The 14,089-nt window shown below is 57.8% G+C and carries 13 protein-coding genes; 5 read left to right on the top strand and 8 right to left on the bottom strand.

Going from position 1 to position 14,089, the window contains the following annotated elements:
- Window positions 1–44: 44 nt before the first annotated feature.
- On the top strand, window positions 45–932 hold the full coding sequence (locus ACR0BK_RS13355) for a phosphotransferase (protein WP_480474176.1): 888 nt from the start codon (window positions 45–47) through the stop codon (window positions 930–932).
- Here the strand turns inward: ACR0BK_RS13355 and ACR0BK_RS13350 are convergent.
- The 5 genes from ACR0BK_RS13350 to ACR0BK_RS13330 form a co-directional block, all read right to left on the bottom strand.
- On the bottom strand, window positions 925–2,229 hold the full coding sequence (locus ACR0BK_RS13350) for an NAD(P)/FAD-dependent oxidoreductase (protein WP_480555003.1): 1,305 nt from the start codon (window positions 2,227–2,229) through the stop codon (window positions 925–927). The two genes, ACR0BK_RS13355 and ACR0BK_RS13350, sit on opposite strands and share 8 nt — an antisense overlap.
- Window positions 2,226–3,044 (bottom strand): ABC transporter permease, encoded by an 819-nt coding sequence (locus tag ACR0BK_RS13345; protein ID WP_480474178.1) that lies wholly within the window; start codon window positions 3,042–3,044, stop codon window positions 2,226–2,228. Before ACR0BK_RS13345 ends, ACR0BK_RS13350 begins: the two co-directional genes overlap by 4 nt.
- Entirely contained in the window at window positions 3,041–3,931 is an 891-nt protein-coding gene (locus ACR0BK_RS13340) for an ABC transporter permease subunit (RefSeq protein ID WP_480517899.1), read from the bottom strand. The genes ACR0BK_RS13345 and ACR0BK_RS13340 overlap by 4 nt, the downstream gene beginning before the upstream one ends.
- Window positions 3,931–5,058: an ABC transporter ATP-binding protein gene (locus tag ACR0BK_RS13335; RefSeq protein WP_480474180.1), complete on the bottom strand. Its 1,128-nt coding sequence runs from the start codon at window positions 5,056–5,058 to the stop codon at window positions 3,931–3,933. Before ACR0BK_RS13335 ends, ACR0BK_RS13340 begins: the two co-directional genes overlap by 1 nt.
- A gap of 69 nt (window positions 5,059–5,127) precedes the next feature.
- Window positions 5,128–6,213, bottom strand: a complete 1,086-nt coding sequence (locus tag ACR0BK_RS13330; RefSeq protein WP_480474181.1) for a polyamine ABC transporter substrate-binding protein — start codon at window positions 6,211–6,213, stop codon at window positions 5,128–5,130.
- Between the two features lie 140 nt (window positions 6,214–6,353).
- On the opposite strand from ACR0BK_RS13330, the gene ACR0BK_RS13325 reads away from it, so the two are divergent.
- A complete protein-coding gene (locus tag ACR0BK_RS13325; RefSeq protein ID WP_480474182.1) occupies window positions 6,354–7,037 on the top strand; it encodes a GntR family transcriptional regulator in 684 nt (227 codons plus the stop codon).
- Window positions 7,038–7,114: 77 nt separating this feature from the next.
- On the top strand, window positions 7,115–8,512 hold the full coding sequence (locus ACR0BK_RS13320) for an aspartate aminotransferase family protein (RefSeq protein WP_480517901.1): 1,398 nt from the start codon (window positions 7,115–7,117) through the stop codon (window positions 8,510–8,512).
- A 52-nt stretch (window positions 8,513–8,564) separates the two neighbouring features.
- Here ACR0BK_RS13320 and ACR0BK_RS13315 read toward each other — a convergent pair whose 3' ends face one another.
- Entirely contained in the window at window positions 8,565–9,881 is a 1,317-nt protein-coding gene (locus ACR0BK_RS13315) for a lytic murein transglycosylase (protein ID WP_480555002.1), read from the bottom strand.
- A 62-nt stretch (window positions 9,882–9,943) separates the two neighbouring features.
- Complete coding sequence (locus ACR0BK_RS13310) at window positions 9,944–10,657, bottom strand: helix-turn-helix transcriptional regulator (RefSeq protein WP_480484146.1); 714 nt, start codon at window positions 10,655–10,657, stop codon at window positions 9,944–9,946.
- Window positions 10,658–10,741: 84 nt separating this feature from the next.
- On the opposite strand from ACR0BK_RS13310, the gene ACR0BK_RS13305 reads away from it, so the two are divergent.
- Window positions 10,742–11,440: a glutathione S-transferase family protein gene (locus ACR0BK_RS13305; protein ID WP_480555001.1), complete on the top strand. Its 699-nt coding sequence runs from the start codon at window positions 10,742–10,744 to the stop codon at window positions 11,438–11,440.
- Entirely contained in the window at window positions 11,437–11,823 is a 387-nt protein-coding gene (locus ACR0BK_RS13300; RefSeq protein WP_480555000.1) for a DUF1801 domain-containing protein, read from the top strand. Before ACR0BK_RS13305 ends, ACR0BK_RS13300 begins: the two co-directional genes overlap by 4 nt.
- Here ACR0BK_RS13300 and rnr read toward each other — a convergent pair.
- On the bottom strand, window positions 11,814–14,072 hold the full coding sequence (gene rnr, locus ACR0BK_RS13295; RefSeq protein WP_480554998.1) for a ribonuclease R: 2,259 nt from the start codon (window positions 14,070–14,072) through the stop codon (window positions 11,814–11,816). The genes ACR0BK_RS13300 and rnr overlap by 10 nt on opposite strands.
- Window positions 14,073–14,089 lie beyond the last annotated feature (17 nt).

The following is a 14,089-nucleotide window of genomic DNA, read 5'->3' as shown; positions in this document are numbered from 1 at the left end:
GGGCTGGACGGGCCAAAGGTTGGCAACTTGACTCGCCAGAAGAAGTGAAAAGACCTCTGCCCAACCTGCCTGCCCCCCCTCATGATCTGGTTGAACACCTCAGCTCTCTTGGGCTGGTCAACATGTATGCGCAGTTCGAAATCCTGTATGGCGGTCGGACCAACAGGGTTTGGAAAGTGCTGGGGGACGACGGCGACAAAGTGCTGAAGCTTTACAGCCCGACCCTGCGCAACCCCTTGTTTCGAAATGATGCAAAGCTGGAAACCCTCTGCCTTAAGGCGCTTGGTCCGACCGGTTTTGTGCCAAGGCTGCGCGCCGCAGGACAGCACAAGGACGCGCATTGGGTGTTTTACGACCACGCACCCGGAACACCCTGGCGGAATGGCTCGGACAAGGTTGGTGAACTGCTGCGCAGGCTGCATTCGCTGCCCAACACCATTCCAGCGCCTGCCGGGTGCAACGGCAGCGCGGATCTGATGGCCCATGGGTACAGAATTCTGCAAGGGTGCAGGTCAGAAACCAGAAACGAACTGGCAGTATTGCAACCCTCGATATCTGTCCCTTCCACGACCAAGACTTGCCTGATCCATGGCGACCCGGTCGCTGGGAATATTCTGGTTGCATCCCGCGGCCTGACCTTGATCGACTGGCAATGCCCTGCCTTTGGCGACCCGTGCGAAGACCTTGCGATGTTTCTGTCCCCGGCGATGCAAAGGCTTTACCGGGGCTCACCTTTGTCGGACGCGGAAGAAGTTCAGTTTCTGTCCGCCTATCGCAGACCTGAGATTGTTTCCCGTTATCAACGGCTCAAGCCATGGTATGCTTGGCGCATGGCCGCTTATTGCCTGTGGCGCGCGGAAAACGGTGCACCCGACTATTCCGAAGGCTTGAAACTGGAAATCGAAACCCTGAAACCGAACGAATTCACCTGAGGTCCGAAAGCGCAAACAAGGCGTATGCCGGTGGCATCAATGCGCGACGCCAGCGGCCCAACGGAAACCGTTCAGGAGTTTGCCTCATCGGGGCAGGCAAACGGGCATCCTTGCCCAAAGCCAGCCGTGCCAATGCGCGTCCGCTGTATGTGCCCATAGCGACGCCGTTGCCATGATACGCAAATCCGGCAAACATGCCTGGCTGCATGGGCACGGCACCAACAAAAGGCATCAGGCTTCGCGAGAGGCACACCATACCTGACCAGATATGAGTCGCCTCAACCGCCGCCCAGGCCGGGAACACGCGTTTGAAATCCTGTTGAACCTTTGCCCGGATCGCGGCCTCGGACCGGGGCGACGATAACAAGCCGCCTCTCATTCCGAACAAAAAGCGCCCATCCGGCATCAGGCGAAAATAGTGCAGAAGATTACGCGTGTCGTAACATATCTGGTCCGAGTTCCAGCCCTGCGCCGATAGTTCAGCCTGGCTAAGCGGGCGCGTTACCATCACGGTCGATTGCGCGGGCAAGTAGCGTCCGGACATCCAATCGGGGATGTCTTCGCTAGAATACCCGTTGGTACAAATCAGCACGACCTGAGCGTTAACCTGCCCTGCGCTTGTTTGCAGTCTGAAGCCGGACGTTGTTTTTTCAATGTTCAGAACGGGGCTGTTCTGAAAGAAATTCACACCCGAAGCCGCCGCAGCGCTTGCCAACCCGAACAGGTATTTCCGGGGATTGAGCCCAAAGCCGACCGGCAGAGTATACCCTCCGAAGAATGCACCACACATACCAAGCGCTGGCAAATCAGCAGCTTGGTGCAGAATGCCGGTCTCGTCCGCGTGTCGGCGCAGGACATCCATCGCATGTCGCGAATGGGCCAGTTGGGTCTCACCATTGGAATGCGTATCCGCATCTATCCGATGCCGCGCCAGCAGATCGGCAACCAGCTGGACCGCGTCCTGTTCAGCCGTCTCATAGGCCTGCGCCGCTTCGCGGCCATAGCGGCGCACCATGGACTTTTGCCCTAGCTTCGATCCGCCAAGACAGCAGAAACCGCCATTGCGACCTGATGCGCCCCACCCCGGTGGGCCTGCCTCGAGCACAGCAACCGAGGTCGCGTTTTCAGCCAGATGCAAAGCCGCTGAGACCCCTGTAAAGCCGCCACCGACGATGGCGACATCAACGTTCAGATCGCCCTGAAACTCTGGCCAGTTCGGGTTTGCAATGGTCTCGTCCCACCAGCAACCATCACGAGGACCCGCACCATAGGTGTATTCGGGAAATATCCGTTTCATTCGGTGCGCGCAGCGGCCTGCTCGTCCTGCCGTTGACGCATCATGGCGCGCTTGGTCACAAGTGAGGCCGTTATCACCCCAACCGTCACGACCGCAATCATGATCGTCGACAGCGCGTTTATCTCGGGGCTGACGCCCAGCCGCACGGCCGAAAAGATCTTGATCGGCAGGGTCGTCGCCGACGGGCCCGATGTGAACGACGCTATAACCAGATCATCCAGCGACAATGTGAAAGCCAGCAGCCAGCCCGAGATTACCGCGGGCGCGATAATCGGTAAGGTGACCAGACCAAAGGCCTGCGCGGGTGAACAACCCAGATCCAGAGCGGCTTCTTCCAGCGATTTGTCGAATGTCACAAGCCGTGACGAGACGACAACCGACACAAAACACATCGAAAATGTTGTGTGAGCCAGAACGATGGTCAGGATACCCCGGTCCAGCCCGATCCCGATAAAGAGCAACAGCAGCGACAGGCCGGTGATCACCTCGGGCATCACAAGCGGTGCGTAGATCATGCCGGAAAACAGTGTCCGACCAAAGAACCGCTTGCCCCTGACAAGCACATAAGCGGCCGCAGTCCCCAGAATGGTTGCCAATGTCGAAGAAAACACCGCAACCCGGACCGTGACCCATGCGGCATCCAGAAATGCCTCGTTCTGAACCAGTTCGCCATACCATTTGGTCGAAAACCCGGCCCAAACCGTGACCAGCTTGCTTTCGTTAAAGCTGAAGATGATCAGGATGATCATCGGAATATACAGGAACGCAAAACCCAGCGTCAGCGAAACCGTATTGAACCAGCTTAATCTGTTCATCCGTCAGCCTCCGCCTGTTTCTGCTGGTTGCGCTGGAACAGCACGATGGGAACGACCAGAATAAGCAACAGCACGATCGCGACAGCACTTGCCACGGGCCAGTCTCGGTTCGAGAAAAACTCTTCCCACAACACCTTGCCGATCATCAGCGTACCGGACCCTCCCAGTAGTGACGGGATCACAAACTCGCCGATCACGGGGATCATCACCAGAAAACAACCTGCGATGATGCCCGGTCTGGACAGTGGAACGGTGACCAGCCAGAAGGCTTGTGCCCTCGAGCAGCCCAAATCCTCGGCCGCCTCGATCAGCGAACCATCCATACGTTCCAATGACGAATAAATCGGTAGGATCATGAACGGGAGATAGGTGTAAACAATACCGATATAGACGGCAGTCGAGGTGTTCAGGATCGTCAAAGGCGTCGAAATGATACCCGTCCACAGAAGCAGTTGATTAAGGTACCCTTCATTCGACAGAATGCCCATCCAAGCATAAACCCGGATCAGGAATGACGTCCAGAAAGGCAGGATCACCAGCATCATCAGCGTTGGGCGCCATTCCTCGGGCGCACGGGCCATGCCATAGGCGATGGGGTAACCAACCAGCAAAGTCAGGAAGGTTGAGATCAAAGCGATCTTGACGCTGGACAGATACGCTTTCCAGTACAGGTCGTCCTCGGTCAGCCAGATGAAGTTTTCAAGATCAAGCTGGCTGAAGAACTCTTTGATCCCCGACCAACCAGCTGAAAAATCCAGTGTCGGTGTATAGGGCGGGATCGCAAGCGCGGTATCCGACAGCGAAATCTTCAGAACGATGAAGAATGGCACCATGAACAGCGCCAACAGCCAGACATAAGGTATGGCGATCAGAACAGCACGGCGCATCAGTCGACCAGCAGAACCGCAGCGGTGGCCGTCCAGGACAGCCAGACCGGGTCTTCCCAGGTGAATGAACGGCGCGAGATGCGGCGGGTATTGGCCGTCTGCGCCTTGATGATTGTGCCGTTTGCAAGTTCAACGTGATAAGTGGACAGATTGCCCAGATACGCGATGTCATGAACCTTGCCTTGCACCGCATTCACTGCATCCGCCGGACGCTCAGCCGAGATTGTCACTTTTTCCGGGCGGATCGCCAGATGGCACAACTGACTGTTTTCAAAGTTCTTCGCTGACGCTGCGGTCAGCGGCGCTTGCCCTTCAGCCCAGTCTACCTGATAGGTATCCTCTCCGACAGATGTCGCGCGCCCTTCTATGATGTTCACGTCCCCGATGAAATCAGCGACATAGACCGAGGCAGGATTTTCGTAAATCCGGTCCGGAGTGGCAACCTGCATAAGCTGACCCTGATCCATCACCGCCACACGGCTGGCGACTGTCATGGCCTCTTCCTGATCGTGCGTAACGATCACGAATGTGGTGCCGGTTTTTTCCTGAATATCCATCAGTTCGAATTGGGTATCCTGGCGCAATTTCTTGTCCAGTGCGCCCAGCGGTTCATCCAGCAGCAAAAGCTTGGGTGCCTTGGCAAGCGAGCGCGCCAGCGCCACACGCTGCCTCTGCCCACCCGAAATCTGATGCGGTTTACGGCGGGCGAACTGTTCAAGCCGGGTCAGGCGCAGCATTTCTTCGACCCGGTCTTCCAGATCATGTTTGGGCATTCTGTCCCGGCGCAGGCCAAAGGCGATGTTTTCCCAGACGCTAAGATGCGGAAAAAGGGCATAGGACTGGAACATCATGTTTACGGCACGCTTATTGGGCGGGATTGGGTCGATATCCTTCCCTCCAAGCAGGATTTGGCCTTCGGTAGGTGTTTCGAACCCGGCCAGCATCCGCATCATCGTCGTTTTGCCACATCCAGACGGACCAAGCAGGGCAAAGAACTCTCGCTCGAAGATATCCAGAGACAGGTTGTCGATGGCAGTAAATTCACCAAAACGCTTGGTCACGTTTCGGAACTGGATCAAGGGTTTCGCCTGCGGGTCATCCCATGGCGCAAAGACGTCAGAATTCACTACGGCCCTCGTTCGAATAGCTGAAAAGAGAGGCAAGGCGGCGGCGCCGCCCTGCCGGTGCAATTCGGATCAGGTGCCCGATTTGACCTTGGTCCACAGACGCGTCACGACCCGCTGCGTTTTCGCCGGATAAGGTGTCGTGATGTACAGGTTCTGCATCGTGGCATCATCCGGGTAGATGGCCGGATCGCCGATCACGTCCTCTTCCAGAAATTCCTGAGACGCTTTGTTGCCGTTGGCGTAATACACATAGTTCGATGCCGCCGCCATGTTGTTGGCGTCCAGAATGAAGTTAAGGAACGTGTGTGCGCCTTCGGGATTTGGAGCATCGACAGGAATTGCCATCTGGTCGAACCACATCAGTGACCCTTCGGCGAAGGGGTGATACTCGATCTCCACCCCGTTATCTGCCTCTGCGGCACGGTCGCGTGCCTGAAGGATGTCACCCGACCAGCCAACAGCAACGCAGATGTCGCCATTTGCCAGCGCATTGATATATTCCGAGCTGTGGAATTTCTGGATATGCGGGCGGACCGCTGTCAGAACCGCTTCGGTCTTTCCGATCACGTCCGCGTCGTGGCTGTCAGGGTTTTCTCCAAGGTATTGCAGTACCATGGGAATGATCTCGGCCGGGGCATCCAGGAAATGCACACCGCAAGTGGCCAGCTTTTCCATGTTCTCGGGTTTCAGGACCAAGTCCATGCTGTTCAGGGCAATGTCGTCGCCCAGAACCTCTTTGACCTTACCGACATTCACGCCGATCCCGGTTGTTCCCCACATATAGTTGATCGAATACGCGTTGTCCGGGTCATAACCGGCAGTTCGCTCTTCGATTACATCCCAAAGGTTTCCGGCGTTCGAAAGCTTGCTTTGGTCCAGCTGCTGAAACGCGCCGGCCTGGATCTGGCGCTGAAGGAATGTACCTGACGGTACAACCACATCATAGCCCGAGCCACCGGCCAGCATCTTGGTTTCCAGAACCTCGTTGCTGTCGAACACGTCATAGATCAGGGTCAGACCTGTTTCTGCTTCGAACTTGCTCAGCAGTTCTTCGTCGATGTAGTCGGACCAGTTGTAAACACGCACCTCTTCGGCAAATGCCGCCGAAGTCCCCAATGCGATGACCGCTGTCATGGTCAGCGTTTTGATTGTCATATTCTTCTCCCTGCAAGTGTACGGGTATTTTCCCGTTTTTTTGGATTTGATCAAGTTTTGCGTTTTCCCTCGATCCAGCGTATGGTTTCACGTGGCCAGTCACCTGACAAGTCAGGCTTAGTCGAAATAGGAAGAACCAATTGGATTTGATCAAAAATAAGGCATATGCGCCGTCGACCGAAGGGGGCAAACAACCCGCGCATGAGCAGGTTTACCAAACACTCAGATCACAGATTCTGTTCGGTGAACTGGTCCCAGGTCAGCCCGTCACAATCCAGGGTCTGACTGATTCGCTGGGTGTTGGGATGACTCCGGTCCGCGAAGCGATTCGCCGGTTGATCTCGGATGGAGGGTTGGTTTTCCAGGGCAATCGGCGCGTCAGTGTACCGTTGCTGAACTCCAACGATATTGAAGAGATGATCTTCGCCAGAATTTCAATAGAATCAGAGCTTTCCAGACGTGCAACCGCCAACCTGAAAACGCAGGACATTGATCACTTGGAACGCCTGGACAGGCATTTGGATCGCATGATCGCCGATGGAGATGTCGGTGGCTATCTGCGTTTGAACCAGGCTTTTCACGAAACGCTGTATTCTTACGCAAACGCGCCGATCCTCAGTGACCTGGCTGAAAGACTTTGGTTGCGGTTTGGCCCCTCATTGCGTGTTGTCTGCGGGCGCTTCGGCACACAGAGCCTTCCGGATCGGCACAAGGACATTATTGCCGCATTGCGCGTCGGTGACGCTGAAATGACCGCAAAGGCAACCGCCCAGGACATCGAACAAGGCATGGACCTGATGGCGGAAGCATTGACGTCCGTCTGATTCAGCCTGATTCGATTGACACGAAAAAATTTGATCATATTGTGTTCGCCAACTGCGTTCTTGAAGGAGATTCTCCGATGTCTACCATCACCAACCATATGCCGACCGCCGAATTGCAGGCGCTGGATGCGGCGCATCACATTCACCCCTTCTCGGCCAATGGTGCGCTGGGGAAGGAAGGAGCGCGCGTGATCACACGTGCCACTGGCGTTTATCTGACTGACAGCGAAGGCGAAGAAATTCTGGACGCGATGGCGGGCCTGTGGTGCGTCAATATCGGGTACGGGCGTGATGAGCTGGCTGATGTTGCCGCGCGCCAGATGCGCGAGCTGCCCTATTACAACACCTTCTTCAAAACGACCCACGTCCCGGCGATTGCTTTGGCTGCCAAGATTGCCGAACTGGCTCCGGGCGACCTGAACCATGTCTTTTTCGCAGCAGGCGGGTCCGAGGCAAACGATACCAATATCCGCCTCGTGCGCACCTACTGGGCCCAGAAGGGCCAGCCTGACAAGAACATTATCATCAGCCGAAAGAACGCCTATCACGGCTCATCCGTGGGCTCGGCCTCGCTGGGTGGTATGGCCGGGATGCACGCACAGGGTGGCATTCCGATCCCGAACATCCACCACATCAACCAACCCAACTGGTGGGCCGAAGGCGGCGACATGTCGCCCGAAGAATTCGGTCTGGCCCGCGCGCGCGAGCTGGAAGAGGCGATTGAGGAGTTGGGCGAAGACCGGGTAGCCGCCTTTATCGCCGAGCCGGTTCAGGGTGCAGGCGGTGTGATTGTCGCGCCCGATACATACTGGCCGGAAATTCAGCGTATCTGCGACAAGTACGATATCTTGCTGATAGCTGACGAGGTCATCTGCGGATTTGGCCGGACAGGCAACTGGTTCGGCTCTGAAACCGTTGGCATCAAACCGCATATCATGACCATCGCCAAGGGCCTTAGCTCGGGCTATGCGCCCATCGGCGGGTCCATCGTGAACGACGAAATCGCCGAAGTAATCGGCGGTACCGAATTCAACCATGGCTATACCTATTCCGGCCACCCGGTCGCGGCTGCCGTGGCATTGGAGAACCTGCGCATCCTCGAAGAAGAGAAGATCGTTGAGCATGTGCGCGACGTTGCCGCCCCCTATCTGAAAGAGAAATGGGAAGCACTGGCAGATCATCCGCTGGTGGGTGAGGCTAAGATCGTTGGCATGATGGCGTCTATCGCGCTGACCCCGGACAAAGCAAACCGCGCCAAATTCGCATCCGAACCCGGCACGGTCGGCTATATCTGCCGTGATCGGTGCTTTGCCAATAACCTGATCATGCGCCATGTCGGCGACCGGATGATCATCTCACCCCCGCTGATCCTGACGCCTGCGGATATCGACGAGATGTTCGTGCGGATCTACAAGTCGCTGGACGAAGCACAGGCCGAGATCATTGCGCAGGGGCTGATGAAAGCCGCATCCTAACTCAGCGATTTATGCATCTTAAAAGGCGGTCCATATGGGCCGCCTTTTTTTGTCATCGCAACCGCTCCAGCAGGTTTGGCGTGGGGTATCCGTCCGGGACCAACCCTTGCGCCAGTTGATACGCTCGAACCGCGTTGATAGTATTTGGCCCAGTGCGCCCGTCGACACCCTTTGTGTCAAAGCCCGCATCCGTCAGACGTGTCTGAAGTTCCTTTTTCTCGGCAAAGCTCAGCACCCGATCGCCGCGCGGCCAGTCAGATTGAAACGGTGCGCCCCCCGCAAGCCGGTCGGACAGATACCCGATGCCGATCACATAGGCATCGGCCCCGTTATACGCCTCGATCACGTTGAAATTGTCAAAAATCATCAGCGCGACGCCCTGACTTCCAGCCGGAAGCAGGATCGCGGCCTTCCCATGATCCGGCACGACGGTGCCATCCCGCGCCACGACACCCCTTGCAGCCCATTCGGACGGCATCAGCGTAAAATCACGACGGGCTGAGGCGTAATCGAAATCCGTGGGCAGACGCACCTCCACGCCCCACGGCTGACCCTTCGTCCAACCATGCCGCGCCAGATAAGACGCCGCCGAAGCCAGCGCATCCGTAGGGTCATCCGACCAGATGTCGCGCCTGCCATCACCGTCGAAGTCTACCGCGTGATCCAGATATGACGTGGGCATGAATTGCGTATGCCCCATTGCGCCCGCCCAACTGCCAAGCATGTTGCCGGCACTGATATCACCAGCCTGCACAATCCGCAGGGCAGCGACCAACTGCGTTTCAAAGAATTGTGCCCGCCGCGCATCAAAGGCTAACGTCGCCAATGAACGAAGCGTTGGACTGCTGCCGCGATAAGACCCGAAAGAGGTTTCAAGTCCCCAGATGGCTGTGACCACCTCTTTTTCAACGCCGTATTCAGCCTCGATCCGGTTCAACACCTGCCGATGCCGCTGCAGGGCGGCGCGCCCATTCGACAAGCGCGTTTCCGAAACTGCGGTCTCAAGATACTCCCAGATGGGTTTCGAAAACTCCGCCTGATTGCGATCCCGTTCCAGGACATCTGCGTCATAGCTCATGCCCGAAAACACCTGAGCCAGTGTTCCCTGCGAAATGCCCTGCCGCCGCGCGCGGCCCTGAAACGCGCCAAGCCAGGTCTGAAACCGTGCCGTTGTCGCAGAAGCCACGGGCAAGGCCTCAGTCAACGGGCGCGGGACCGGACGGATCGAAACGGTCACATCCGCCGAAGCCAGTTGCAACGCATCGCGCGATATCCCGCTGTCTGCCCATCTGGTGTTCTCTGTTGTTTCCGCCTGCACTATGGATGCCCACAATGCGACGGTCATGACGCCGCCTACGCATTTTCGCATTCCGTTTTTCCTGATTACTGCTCGGCCACAGGGTAGCGCAAAATCGGAAATTCACAAAGAGCTCAGACGTTCGCCTCACGCTCCTGCGCGGCACGCTCTGCCCGAATGCGTTCCAATGCTTCGCGCAGCAGGGGCACGCGGTTCGGCCTGAAACTTTGTTCCGTCACTGACATGTCCTGCAAGCGATCCAACCGGAAAACGCGAAAATCCTGTCGCAGGTGGCACCAGCCCAACAACACGTTCGAGTGATCCAGATAGACGATGCTCAACGGGTTGACGCGCCTGTGCGTAGCATCGCCTTTCGCGTCCGTATAGAAAAACTCAACCGCGCGCTCATCCCACGTCGCCTGCCGCAGAGTGGCCACGTCAATCGTGGGTTCAGGCGGGCGGTTGAACCGCGTAGCAGCCAGAACCGCATGGCTGAGCCGGTGGGACTGGCGTTGCGGCAAGCGTCCCTGAAGTTTCCGCAGGGCCGTGCCCGCTGCGCCCGACAAAGCCGGATCGCCAATCACCTGAACTTCGCGCAGGCCCAGAACCAACGCTTCAAGCTCATCATCAGTGAACCCCAATGGGGGCAGGGTTGCGTCCTCGATCAGCGTAAAGCCAAACCCCGCTTCGCCATCGATCACGGCACCCAGTCCGCGCAATGCATCAATATCCCGATGAATTGTTCGGGCCGAAACACCCAAATCCTGCGCCAACTGTTCGGATGTTCTGGGCGAAGGGCCAGAACGCAGGGCTTGCATCAGTTGGAACAAACGGGCGGTGCGGGACATGATGTATTATAGCTTATCCCTAATGACAGAAACTGTCATTAGGTCCCGATACTCAGTCAGCACCCCATAACACGGAGCCTTATAATGCTGACCCTTCTCACCTTCCCCTCTGCCTTCGGCCTGTTCAGTGCCAGCCCCTTCTGTGTCAAGACAGCATTGATGCTTCAGCAGTCCGGCCAGACCTGGCAGCGCTCGGACATGCTTGACCCCCGCAAGATGCCCCACCAGAAGCTGCCCGTTTTGCGGACGCCGGAACGCCTAGTCCCGGACAGCGACCTGATCCGCGATTGGTTGGAACAGCAGGGCGCGGATTTCGACAAAGGGTTGACGGATGTCGAAAAGGCGCAGTCCCGCGCCCTGGTGCGCATGGCCGAAGAGCATCTGTATTTTCACATCGTTCTGGATCGCTGGGGCAATGACCAAGTCTGGCCGATCTTGCGAGATACGTTCTTTACCGGAATTCCGGCGTTGATCCGAAAACCCGCATCCAATGCGATCCGGAAATCCGTTCTGAAGGGGATCACGTCGCAGGGAATCGGGCGGTTTTCGCTGTCCGAACGGCTGGACCGGATCGAACGTGACCTCGAGGCGATCTCGGCCTATCTGTGGCAATCCTCTTTCCTGCTTGGGGACCGGCCGACATCTGCGGACATGAGCGTTGGTCCAATGCTTGCCGCAATGCGCGCCACACCTGCGGACACCCCCCTGACCCGCCGGATCAAACAGGATAACCTGCTAAACAGCTACGTGGATCGGTTGGAACAGGCGATACCAATTGCATGAAACCCTTTGAAAACCCTTTGGTCGCTTCGGCCTTTGAAGCCCTGCCCCCGCAAACCCGTGCGGGGGCTCTGGCCTTGCGGGCGCTTGTGTTTGACACGGCAGCCTCTCTGCCTGCCGCCCCCACGGTGCAAGAGGAGCTGCGGTGGGGTCAGCCCGCCTATCTTGCGCCCAAGGGGTCAACGATCCGGCTGGGCGCGCACAAGTCGGCAAGTTTCGCCTTGTTTGTGCACTGCCAAACCCGGTTGATAAGCGATTTCACATCCGCCTTTCCGGGCGAGGATCAGATAGATGGGAACCGTGCCGTTCTGTTTGATGACACTACACAAATCGATCCAACACGCCACGGATGGCTGATTGCCCGGGCGTTGACCTATCACCTCTGACGGCGTTTGCGTTCGACCTTGCGCTTGATCTTGTCTTTCTTGCGCTTGGTGCTGATCGCTTTGCGCCGGGATGATCGCCCTTTTGGCCCCTGTCCGCGCGGCAGGGCCTGGTCGTCAATGGACAGCAGCTCCAGCTCCAACCCCCCGGTCACTGGTGTCGCTTCGGTCAGTCGAACGGTGACACGTTGACCAATGGCGATAGTCAGCCCCGTGTCCGCCCCCATAAGTGTCCCGGCCTCGCGGTCGAAATGGAAAAACTCGCGCCCAAGTGATCGCACCGGAACCAAGCCATCCGCACCGGTTTCATCCATTTTGACAAAAGCACCAAACCGGGCAATGCCGCTGATCCGCCCTGTGAATTCATTGCCGACCCGCTCGCTCAGATACGCGGCCAGATAGCGGTCAGTCGTGTCCCGTTCAGCCATCATGGATCGGCGTTCAGTATCCGAGATATGAGTGGCCGTTTCTTCGAGCCGGGTAATCTCGTCTTCGGTCAAACCGTCCGTGCCCCAACCGTGAGCTGAGATCAGCGCCCGATGCACGACCAGATCGGCATAGCGCCGGATAGGAGAGGTGAAATGCGCGTAGTTCCGCAGCGCCAGCCCGAAATGGCCGAAGTTCTCAGGGTTGTAATATGCCTGTGCCATTGACCGCAGGGTGGTCAGGTTGATCAGTTCCGCATCCTCGGTCCCGGCGGCGGCGTTCAGCAGCGCATTCAGGTGGCGGGTTTGCAGCACCTGCCCCTTGGCGAGGTTCAATCCGGCAGCCTGCGCCGTTTCCCGCAGGCTTTCCAGTTTCTCGGGCGCGGGTTCCTCGTGCACGCGGAACAGCAGCGGACGGCGCTTGGCGATCAGTGTCTCCGCAGCCGAGACATTGGCGAGGATCATGAACTCTTCGATCAACCGATGCGCATCCAACCGGTCACGGAACGCCACGCTTTCAACATGACCCGTTTCGCTGAGCACGATCTTACGCTCGGGCAGGTCCAGTTCCAGCGGCTGTCGCACAGCCCGCGCTTTCTTCAGCGCGGTATAGGCGGCATAAAGCGATTTCAAGACCGTCTCCACCAATGGCCCGGTGCGGTCGTTCGGGTTGCCGTCGATGGCCTCCTGCACTTCGGCATAGTTCAGCGACGCGACCGAACGCATCAACCCCCGCACGAAACGATGACCAATCTTGTTACCGTCCGCGTCAATCTGCATCCGCACAGCGATACAGGCACGCGGGACGCCTTCATGCAGGGAACACAGATCACCCGACAGCCGATCAGGCAGCATCGGGACCACTCGGTCAGGGAAATAACTTGAATTGCCCCGCTTGCGCGCCTCGCGGTCCAGGGCCGAGCCGGGCAGCACATAAGCAGCAACATCGGCGATAGCGACCCAGATCACATGTCCACCAGGGTTCTTGGGGTCTTCATCCGCGTGCGCGTAGCAGGCATCATCACGATCACGCGCATCCGAGGGGTCGATGGTCAGCAGCGGCATGTCCCGCAGGTCCTCGCGGCCCTTCAGGCCAACGGGTTTGGCATTGTCTGCTTCGGCTATGACCTTGTCGGGAAAGTCATCCGGGATACCGTGCTGATGGATCGCGATCAGCGAAACAGCCTTGGGCGCGGTCGGATCACCCAGCCGTTCAACGATGCGCGCGCGCGGCAGGCCCATGCGGTTTTTCGGCCCGGCCTGTTCGGCCTCGACCAATTCGCCGTCTTTGGCACCATGCACCGCGCCATCGGCAACCAGCCATTCGGTCTGGCCCGCCTTGTCGATAGGGACGATTCTTCCCCCTTCGGCCCCTTTACGGAATATGCCCACGATCTTGCGCGGGTTGGTTCCGATCCGGCGGATCAGACGCGCTTCGTAATTGTGATCTTCCTCGTGCACGACGGTCAGGCGGGCCAGAATACGGTCACCCTCGCCCAAGGCCGGGTCGCTGGCCCGCGCGATTATCAGAACGATGGGCTCGACCCCTTCGCCATGCCATTCCAGTGGTCGGGCGAACAGATCACCATCGGCATTCGGCTCTTTCACCTGCAAGACACTGACAGGTGGAAGACGGTCCGGATCGCGATAGCTGCGTTTGCGTTTTTCAAGATGCCCTTCGGCCTCAAGCTCTTTGAGGATGCGCTTGAGGTCAATACGATCCGCGCCCTTGATGCCAAAGGCTTTGGCGATATCGCGCTTCGAGGTCAGGGTGGGGTTCGCCGAGATCCAGTCAAGGACCTCCTGCTTGGTAGGGATGCGAGTCATGCTTCCGGCGTAGCACG

This window comes from Ruegeria sp. AF1 (genome assembly GCF_056542125.1).
This window is presented reverse-complemented; position numbering and strand designations above follow the sequence as displayed.